We start from the raw sequence: 9,075 nt of genomic DNA, 5'->3' as shown, positions 1-9,075 counted from the left end.
ACTCGCCGGCAGAGAAGCAAGCTCCTCCCCGCTGCCGTCCGACTTGCATGTGTAAAGCATGCCGCCAGCGTTCAATCTGAGCCAGGATCAAACTCTTATGTTCAATCTGACTAATTTATTCTGGTCTGCTCAAAAGAAAGACGAAATCAAACGGGAAACAAGTCCCATTCGTCTGTCTGTCTTGGCAGTGCGGGAATACACCCGCACTTATCGGTAATCTGTTTGTTAAAGAGCAAAAACAAAAAATCAAAACATAAAAAATTCACTACCGCAACAAGAAACTTCTGCGCCGCAGCAGCGAAAAACCGAACTATACGCACATGAACAAACTTTGTCAAAGGATTTGATGGGAAATTTGGAAGAAAATAGGATAGCGATTGTTTTTATTATAAATTTTGTTTGATGTTTTGTGGAGTTTTCCGCCGCATAGGGTGTTTGGGGTGCGGCGGAAAACGGTTTTTCAAGGTTGCCAACGGAAGGGATAGGGCGGAAAAGTGATGTCGCCGATGTGTACTTGCAGACGGTAGTCGCCAAAGGGGTCGTTTGCGCCGAAGTGCCAGCAGGTGTGGTATTGTCCGGTGGCGTTGGGGGTTTTGCGGGTGGTGATGGTGTGGCTGCTGCGGTCGGGGTTGCTGACGACGCGGGTGTTTTCGGTTTCGGGAATATCGGTTTGCGGGGGGGTTTGGATGTGTTCGACAACGGTTTGTGCGGCGGTGCTGCCGATGTTTTCGGCAACCCAGCACAGGGACTGACGGCGCGAGGCGTGGTAGCTGCCTTCGTTCAGTTCCAGTTGTTGTTCGCCCGACGGGTTGGTGTGGACGCTGCCGTAGGCGATGCGCGGGGGCGGCGGGGTTTGGGCTAGGGCGGGGGAGAGTGTGCCGGTCAGGGCAAACAGGCAAAGCCATTTGCTCGGGTGCATGGTGCTTCCTTTGGTTTGTGGTTGAACAGGAAAAACGCACCAATTGTACGGCAATGGTGCGTGTGTGGGAATGATGGCGACTCAGCAGCAGCGTCCGCCGCCCGCTCCGCAACGGCGTTTGCTGCAATAGTCCTGAAACTGCTGCTCGCTCATCACGGGCGCGTTGGGATTGTGGCGGCGTTGGCGGGCAACGTAGCTTTCGTAATCGGGCATGCCCGCCATCAGGTCGGCGGTGCGCCGCGCGCTGTTCAGCCAGCGTTTGACGTGTTGCCAAACGTTCATGACTGCTGCTCCGTGCGGAATGCGGCGGGAACTTCTTTGGCGGTCGGCCACGCCACTTTACGCGCTTTCAATGCCACGCGCAGCCCATAGCCCGCCACAATCACCACCACCGCCATAAACAACACGGTCAAACCGGAGTTCACATAATCGTTGAACACGATGCGCGACATCTCGGCGGCGTTTTTGGCGGGGGCAAGTACTTCGCCTTTGGCCGCCGCATCGCCGTATTTGGCGGCGTGGCTCAAAAAGCTGATACGCGCTTCGGGGTGGAACAGTTTTTGCAAACCGGCAAAGCAGGTTACGAACAACACACACAAGGCGGGAACGAGGGTAACCCACACATAGCGTTCGCGCTTCATTTTCACCAGCACCACCGAACACATAATCAAGGCCACGCCCGCGAGCATTTGGTTGGCGATGCCGAACAAAGGCCACAGCGAGTTGATGCCGCCCAAAGGGTCGGTAACGCCCGTGTACAGGAAATAACCCCACAATGCCACCGCCATCAGCGTGGCAACCAAGTTGGCGGGCAGGCTGTCGGTGTTGCCGAAAGGTTTGTAAAACACGCCGCCCAAGTCCTGAATCATAAACCGCGCCACCCGCGTGCCCGCGTCCACCGCCGTCAAAATAAACAGGGCTTCAAACAGCAGCGCGAAATGGTACCAAAACGCCATGCTCAAAGACGAAACCAGTTGGCTCATGATGTTCGCCATGCCCACCGCCAAAGTCGGCGCACCGCCCGCGCGGGACAAGATGGTGTTTTCGCCCACGTTTTTCGCCATGTCCAGCAGCGCGGCTTCGGTAACGGGGAAGCCGATTTTGTCGGTAATCACTTGCGCGGCGTTGGCGGCGTCCGTGCCAATCAGGGCGGCGGGGCTGTTCATGGCGAAGTACACGCCGGGGTCAAGCGAAGCCGCCGCCGCCAAAGCCATAATCGCCACAAAACTTTCCATAATCATGCCGCCGTAGCCAATCATGCGGACATGGGTTTCGTTTTCCAGCATTTTCGGCGTGGTGCCGGACGAAATCAGCGCGTGGAAACCCGACACCGCGCCGCAAGCGATGGTAATAAACAAAAACGGAAACAGGCTGCCTGAAAACACGGGGCCCGAACCGTCAATAAACTTCGTTACCGCCGGCATTTGCAAAGCGGGGTTCACCACCACAATGCCGATGGCGAGCGCGACAATCGTGCCGATTTTCAAAAACGTGGACAGATAATCGCGCGGTGTCAGCAGCAACCACACCGGCAGCACGGCGGCGACAAAACCGTAAATCATAATCGCCCAAGTTAGTTGCACGCCGTCCAAATCAAATAGTTGTCCGAAGCTGCCTTGTGCCACTTTCTCGCCGAACACAATCGCCGCCATCAGCAGCACGAAGCCGACAATGGAAATCTCGCCGATTTTGCCCGGACGGATGTAGCGCGTGTACAGTCCCATAAACAGCGCAATCGGAATGGTGGCGGCGATGGTGAACGTCCCCCACGGGCTGTGTACCAGAGCTTTCACCACAATCAACGCCAGCACCGCCATAATGATGACCATAATCATCAAAATACCGATGGAGGCAATCACGCCCGGCACGGTGCCGAGTTCCTGTTTCACGATGTCGCCCAAAGACTTGCCGTCCCGCCGCATGGACACGAACAGCACCATCATGTCCTGCACCGCGCCCGCAAACACCACGCCGAAAATAATCCACAGCGTGCCGGGCAGATAGCCCATCTGCGCCGCCAATACCGGCCCCACCAAAGGCCCCGCGCCCGCAATCGCGGCAAAGTGGTGTCCGAACAACACGCCTTTGTGGGTCGGCACATAGTCCAAACCGTCATTATGGCGTTCGGCGGGCGTGAGGCGGTTCGGGTCGAGCTGCATCACGTTTTTGGCGATGTAAAGGCTGTAGTAGCGGTAGGCGACGCAGTACACCGACACCGCCGCCGATACCATCCAAATCGCGCTGACCTGTTCGCCACGGTGCAATGCCAGCGTGGTAAACGAAGCCACCCCCACCAGCACCACCAAGCCCCAAATCAGCAAATCTTTGAGCTTGTTCATAATCATTATCCGAAAAAGAAACGTAAAAACGGTGTTTCAAACCGATTGAAACACCGTTAAGCATAATCCATTTTTGCACAAATTAACAGACAATCCGTGCCGGAATTGGCGCGAAATCAAATTTTGGGGCGCGTCATCATTTAAATTTTTGTACCTAGAAAATCAGTGCAATATAACAAACACCGTCATTCCCGCGCAGGCGGAAATCCACTGCCCGATGCTTGGCAAGCGATGTTGCATCAAGGTTTGTCGCGCTTCGGCTTGGATTCCCGCATTCGCGGGCATGACGGTGCGGCGTTTTTTCGGCTAATTGATGACACGCCCTACGCCGCCGTGTCTTCCACCTCAAAACTGTGGCTGATTTCCGCCGCCTTGCCCAACATAATGGACGCGGAACAGTATTTTTCCGCCGACAGTTTTACCGCCCGTTCCACCGCTTCCGCCTTGATGCCCGCGCCCGCCACTTTGAAATGAATGTGGATTTTGGTAAACACTTTCGGCACGCTGTCGGCACGTTCCGCGCTGACGGCGGCGGTGCAGGCACGAATATCCTGACGCTGTTTTTGCAAAATTTCCACCACGTCAATCCCCGAACAGCCCGCAATGCCCATCAGCAGCAGCTCCATCGGGCTGGGGGCGCGTTTGCCCTCGCCCGCCGCCGCGCCGTCGCTCAAAATGCTGTGTCCGCTTTCGTTGGTGGCGGCAAAGCAGCGTCCGCTCACCCATTCGCTGGTAATTTTCATGGTTGTTCCCATTTCGGGTCAAAAAACACAGTGTAACACGCGCCTTGCCGCTCGGGTATCAAAAAACCGCACCGCCCGCTATAATCCCGCGCTTTGATACCGACACCGACTGCCATGACGTGCCACGACCCTTTTGCCGCTTTGGAAAATCTGCACGACCCCGCCACCCGTGATTTTGCCCGCGCCGCCCATGCCGAAACTTTGGCACGCTTTGCCGCAGACACCGCGTTTGACGACATCAAAAACGACGTTGCCGCACTGCTGCGCGATGAACGGCAAATTCCGTTTTGCCAAGAACACCGCGCCAAAATGTACCACTTCCACCAAAGCGCGGAACACCCCAAAGGCGTGTACCGCGTCTGTTCGTCCGCGTCCTACCGTGCGGGCATACCCGATTGGCAGGTACTGTTTGCGGTGGCGGATTTTGACGCGCTGCTGAACGATGACGTGTATCTGGACGGCGTGTCGCATTATGTGGAACGTCCGGAACGGGTGCTGTTGAGCCTGAGCGCGGGCGGGGGCGACGCCGCTTATACTTTGGAATTTGATTTGGCATCGGGCAAACTGGTGGAACAGGGTTTCCACTTTCCCGCCGCCAAAAGCCACATTGCCTGGCGCGATGAAAACAGCCTGTGGGTCTGCCCCGCTTGGGACGCGGAACAATTGACCGCTTCGGGCTACCCCCGCGAAGTGTGGCTGATGCGGCGCGGACAAACCTTTGAACAAGCGCAGTTGGTGTACCGCATGGACACGGACGGGGTAATGGTACACGCATGGCGTTATCTGGACGGTCAGGGTGCGCCGGTGGATTTGCTGGAAGCGGCAACGGGCTTTTTCCGCAAAAGCTATTTCCGCATCGCGGCAGATGGCAGCACGCACAAGCTGAATCTGCCCGAAGATGCGGAAATCTGCGGCTATTTGGCGGGGCAGTTGCTGGTGCGTTTGAAAGGCGCGTGGCAACGCGCCAACAGGCATTATCCTGCGGGCGCGTTGTTGGCGGTGAAGCTGGACAAATACGGCACGGGCGCGGCGCACACCCTGTTTGTGCCGAACGAACGTCAGGCACTGGAAAGTGTGGAAACCACCAAGCGTTTTGTGGTGGCGTGCGTGTCGGACAATGTGGCGGGAACGCTGCGCGGCTGGCGTTGGCAGGACGGGCAGTGGCAGACGCAGGATTTGCCCGCGCTGCCCGGCGGGGCGGTGGAAATCACCGACCAGCCTTGGGGGGGCGATGTGCTGTATTTGGCGGCAAGCGGTTTTCTCACGCCTTTGACGCTGTATGCGCTGGATTTGAATGTGATGGAATTGTGCGTGATGCGCCGCCAGCCCGCGCAGTTCGACCCGCAGGGCATGGACGTGGTGCAGCACCACGCCGTTTCCGCAGACGGCACGCGCATTCCGTATTATCGGGTCGGGCGCAATGATGACGGTGCCGACACGCCCACCGTCATTTATGCCTACGGCGGGTTTGACGTGGCGGAGCTGCCGCATTATTTGGGCAGCATCGGCAGGCATTGGCTGGCAAACGGCGGGGCGTTTGTGTTGGCAAACATTCGCGGCGGCGGCGAGTTTGCCGGTTGGCACGAAGCGGCGGTGCGCGAACACAAACACAAAAGTGCGGACGATTTGCTGGCGGTGGCGGAAGATGTGTACGCACGGGGGTTGGCAACGCCCGAGCGCACCGCATTTCAGGGCGGCAGCAACGGCGGCTTGGTGTGCGCGGCGGCAACGGTACGCGCCCCGCAACGCATCGGCGCACTGGTGTGCGAAGTGCCGCTTACCGACATGCTGCGTTATCACCGCCTGTCGGCGGGCGCAAGCTGGCTGGAAGAATACGGCAACCCCGACAACGAACACGACCGCCCCCATTTGGCACGCTTGTCGCCCTACCACAACCTTGACGGACAAACCGCTTACCCGCCCGTATTGCTGACCACCAGCTTGAGCGACGACCGCGTCCACCCCGCCCACGCGCTCAAATTTTATGCCAAGCTGCGCCAAACGCCCTGCGCCCGCGTGTGGCTGTACGCGCCCGAACACGGCGGACACACGGGCAACGCCACCCAAGAGCACAGCGCCGCCGAATTTGCCTGCATTTTGCGCTTTTTGCACGGACACATCGCATCATGATTCCCGAAAGCTTCATTGACGAACTGCTGGCAAAAACCGATATCGTAGACATCATCGACAGCTACCTTCCGCTCAAAAAAAGCGGCGCGAACTACATGGCGTGCTGTCCGTTCCACAAAGAAAAATCGGCATCGTTTTCCGTGAGTCCGTCCAAACAGTTTTACCACTGCTTCGGCTGCGGGGCGCACGGTTCCGCCATCGGCTTTGTGATGGAATATCAGGGCTTGGGCTTTGTCGATGCGGTGCAGTTTCTCGCCGACCGCATCGGCTTGACCGTCCCCCGCGCCGCCACGCCCGAACAGCAGACGCAACGGCAGATGCGCCGCGAAAAACAACACACTTTGGCGCAACTGACGGCAAACGCCGCCCGCTTCTACCGCGACCAGCTCGGCAAATGGCCGCAGGCACGGGCATATCTGGCACAGCGCGGACTCGACCCCGCCGTGTGCGAACGCTACGGCTTGGGCTACGCCCCCGATGCGTGGCAGCCCTTGGCACAAATATTTGCCGACTACACCGACCCCGCCCTTGCCGAAAGCGGCATGGTCATCGACCACGAAGACGGCAAACGCCGTTACGACCGCTTCCGCAACCGCATCATGTTTCCGATTCGCAACGCCGGCGGACAAGTCATCGGCTTTGGCGGGCGCGTGCTGGGCGATGCCAAACCCAAATACCTCAACTCCCCCGACACCCCCCTGTTTGAAAAAGGCAAACACCTGTACGGGCTGTACGAAGCCCGCCACGCCGTGCGCGAAGCCAAACGGATTGTGGTGGTCGAAGGCTATATGGACGTGGTGGCACTGGCACAAGCGGGCATCGGCTACGCCGTTGCCGCCCTCGGCACCGCCACCACCGCCGACCACATCAAAATCCTGATGCGCCAATGCGACGACATCTACTTCTGCTTTGACGGCGACAGCGCCGGACGCGCCGCCGCATGGCGCGCATTGGAAAACGCCCTGCCCCAACTGCAAGACGGCAAATCCCTGCATTTTCTGCTGCTGCCCGACCCGCACGACCCCGACAGCTACGTGCGCGAATACGGCGCCACCGCCTTTGAAGACGCCCTGCTGCACCAAAGCCAAGCCCTTTCCGCCTACTTTTGGGACGCCCTCACCGAACACACCGACCTGAACACCCAAGAAGGCAAAGCCGACCTCGTCAAACGCACCGCCCCCCTGCTTGCCAAAACCGCCGCGCCCACCTTGGCATTTCTGCTCCAGCAAGAACTCGGGCAACGGGTCGGCATCGACCCCGCCAACTTGGCACAACTGCTCGGACGCGCCCAACCGCCCCGCCCCGACCCCGCCAAACGCTACACCCTGCCCCCGCCGCAACCGCAACGCCAAACACCCGTTTTATCACTCGTGCAAAAACAAATCCGCGACCTGCTGTTTTGCCCGACATGGGCGCAACACGCCGCCCTGCCCGACTACCTGAGCGCCGAACACGACCTCGCCTGCCTGAACGCCCTTTCCGCCTTCTGCCGCACCCGCCCCGCCAGCAGCCCCGCCCAAATTTTGGAACACTTCCGCGACAGCCCGTTTGCCCCCCTGCTGCACCACCTGCTGCAACACGCCCCGCCCGACCACACCGACACCCCCACCGCCGAACAAGAACAAGCCTTCCGCGAAGGCATGACCCGACTGCTGGGCGAACTGAAAAACACCCAAATCAACCGCCTGAAACAAAAACACGGCGAACAAGGGCTGAATGCCGAAGAAAAACAGCTTCTGCTGTATCTGCTGACCGCCAAAAGCTAGGGCGTGTCACCAATTAAATTTTCTACCATAAAATCAGTATTCAGTATAATACCAAAACGCCGTCATTTCCGCGAATGCGGGAATCCACTGCCTGATGTTTGTGAAGCAAGCGTAGCTTGGGTTGAAACGAAGTGAAAACCCAACATTTTTCCAAAAATTTATGGATTTTGTTGGGTTTGCGCTTAGCGCCAACCCAAGCTACACCTGCGCGGAAATGACGGTGCAGACGGGAAGTCGAGTCAAAGCAAAAACATTGCCTACAGGTCATCGGGCAGTGGATTCCCGCATTCGCGGGAATGACGGCAGTTTTTATATCACACTAATTTTTAATTATAAAAATTCAAACAATAACACACCCTACGCTGTTTGTGTGAGAATCTGTTTTTCCAGCATTAAGGAATGATAACGATGATTAACCTGTTTGCCCGTTTGGGCGTGCGCCCCGATGCCGATGCCGCAGAAATCCAAAAAGCGATTACCCGCGCCGCCCAAAGACAAAGCGTGCCTTTGGAAGAACTGCAAAAATGCAAAGAATGGCTGCTGAATCCCAAAACCCGCGCGCAATATACGCAAAGACTCTATGCGGAAAATCCCGAAGTGCTGACCGGTTTGATAACCGAAATCGCCCGCGAAGTCGCCACCCAAGCGGTTGCGGAAGCATTGGCACAGCCAAACCAAGTTGAAACGGGTGCATCACGCCGCAGCACCCGCCGCAAAAACAAGCTCTCTGATGATTTGTACTGTGGTTTCCGATTGAAAAAACTGATTATTTTGGGGTTGTCGCTGATTGGTGCCTTGTCTATTTTTCTGCCGTGGTACAGCATGCCGATTGTCGGCAGCTTAAATGGTTCACAAAACAAGCAGGCGTGGTTTTCTTTCGTTGCATTTGCATCAATCGCGCTATCCATGTTTCTTACCCGCGCATCTGCCTTTGACGGACGCACCAAAACCGGCATGGCTGTTTTGGCTTTGTCAAGTTTGGGCGGCAATATTGCGGTGCGCCAAAAAATTTACAGCAAATTTAACGAACACACCGGTTTGGCGGATTTGGGCAATTTGGCTTCCGCGATACTGAAAACCGAATTCGGTTTTTATCTGAATGTCGGCGCGGGCATGGTTATGCTGTTGGTTTTATTTCTGATGAAAGAAGATTGATTTTTTGTTGTCCACCCGAACCA

7 protein-coding genes and 1 rRNA gene are annotated in these 9,075 nt (G+C 57.2%); 3 read left to right on the top strand and 5 right to left on the bottom strand.

The window, feature by feature from the left end:
• The 5 genes from G392_RS0110325 to G392_RS0110300 form a co-directional block, all read right to left on the bottom strand.
• Positions 1 to 103, bottom strand: a 16S ribosomal RNA gene (locus G392_RS0110325); the annotation flags it as partial.
• A gap of 357 nt (positions 104 to 460) precedes the next feature.
• Positions 461 to 919 (bottom strand): hypothetical protein, encoded by a 459-nt coding sequence (locus tag G392_RS0110315; RefSeq protein ID WP_027010144.1) that lies wholly within the window; start codon positions 917 to 919, stop codon positions 461 to 463.
• Positions 920 to 1,000: 81 nt separating this feature from the next.
• Positions 1,001 to 1,201: a YbdD/YjiX family protein gene (locus G392_RS12805; protein ID WP_034335131.1), complete on the bottom strand. Its 201-nt coding sequence runs from the start codon at positions 1,199 to 1,201 to the stop codon at positions 1,001 to 1,003.
• Entirely contained in the window at positions 1,198 to 3,258 is a 2,061-nt protein-coding gene (locus G392_RS0110305; RefSeq protein WP_027010143.1) for a carbon starvation CstA family protein, read from the bottom strand. Before G392_RS0110305 ends, G392_RS12805 begins: the two co-directional genes overlap by 4 nt.
• A gap of 323 nt (positions 3,259 to 3,581) precedes the next feature.
• A complete protein-coding gene (locus G392_RS0110300; RefSeq protein ID WP_027010142.1) occupies positions 3,582 to 4,001 on the bottom strand; it encodes an OsmC family protein in 420 nt (139 codons plus the stop codon).
• Positions 4,002 to 4,115: 114 nt separating this feature from the next.
• On the opposite strand from G392_RS0110300, the gene G392_RS0110290 reads away from it, so the two are divergent.
• The 3 genes from G392_RS0110290 (at position 4,116) to G392_RS0110280 (ending at position 9,052) form a co-directional block, all read left to right on the top strand.
• Positions 4,116 to 6,131, top strand: a complete 2,016-nt coding sequence (locus tag G392_RS0110290; protein ID WP_027010141.1) for a prolyl oligopeptidase family serine peptidase — start codon at positions 4,116 to 4,118, stop codon at positions 6,129 to 6,131.
• Positions 6,128 to 7,897, top strand: coding sequence for a DNA primase (gene dnaG / locus G392_RS0110285; protein ID WP_027010140.1), 1,770 nt, complete (start codon positions 6,128 to 6,130; stop codon positions 7,895 to 7,897). The genes G392_RS0110290 and dnaG overlap by 4 nt, the downstream gene beginning before the upstream one ends.
• A 408-nt stretch (positions 7,898 to 8,305) precedes the next feature.
• The gene (locus G392_RS0110280; protein WP_027010139.1) at positions 8,306 to 9,052 is read left to right on the top strand and encodes a J domain-containing protein; all 747 of its coding nucleotides are present in this window, start codon (positions 8,306 to 8,308) and stop codon (positions 9,050 to 9,052) included.
• The last annotated feature ends 23 nt before the right edge of the window (positions 9,053 to 9,075 follow it).

It is taken from the genome of Conchiformibius kuhniae DSM 17694 (genome assembly GCF_000428785.1).
Classification (GTDB): Bacteria; Pseudomonadota; Gammaproteobacteria; order Burkholderiales; family Neisseriaceae; genus Conchiformibius; species Conchiformibius kuhniae.
This window is presented reverse-complemented; position numbering and strand designations above follow the sequence as displayed.

Bases quoted from the DNA above. Each gene is read 5' to 3' on its own strand.
- G392_RS0110315 (WP_027010144.1), bottom strand. From the start codon at position 919: ATGCACCCGAGCAAATGGCTTTGCCTGTTTGCCCTGACCGGCACACTC.
- G392_RS12805 (WP_034335131.1), bottom strand. From the start codon at position 1,201: ATGAACGTTTGGCAACACGTCAAACGCTGGCTGAACAGCGCGCGGCGC.
- G392_RS0110305 (WP_027010143.1), bottom strand. From the start codon at position 3,258: ATGAACAAGCTCAAAGATTTGCTGATTTGGGGCTTGGTGGTGCTGGTG.
- G392_RS0110300 (WP_027010142.1), bottom strand. From the start codon at position 4,001: ATGAAAATTACCAGCGAATGGGTGAGCGGACGCTGCTTTGCCGCCACC.
- G392_RS0110290 (WP_027010141.1), top strand. From the start codon at position 4,116: ATGACGTGCCACGACCCTTTTGCCGCTTTGGAAAATCTGCACGACCCC.
- dnaG (WP_027010140.1), top strand. From the start codon at position 6,128: ATGATTCCCGAAAGCTTCATTGACGAACTGCTGGCAAAAACCGATATC.
- G392_RS0110280 (WP_027010139.1), top strand. From the start codon at position 8,306: ATGATTAACCTGTTTGCCCGTTTGGGCGTGCGCCCCGATGCCGATGCC.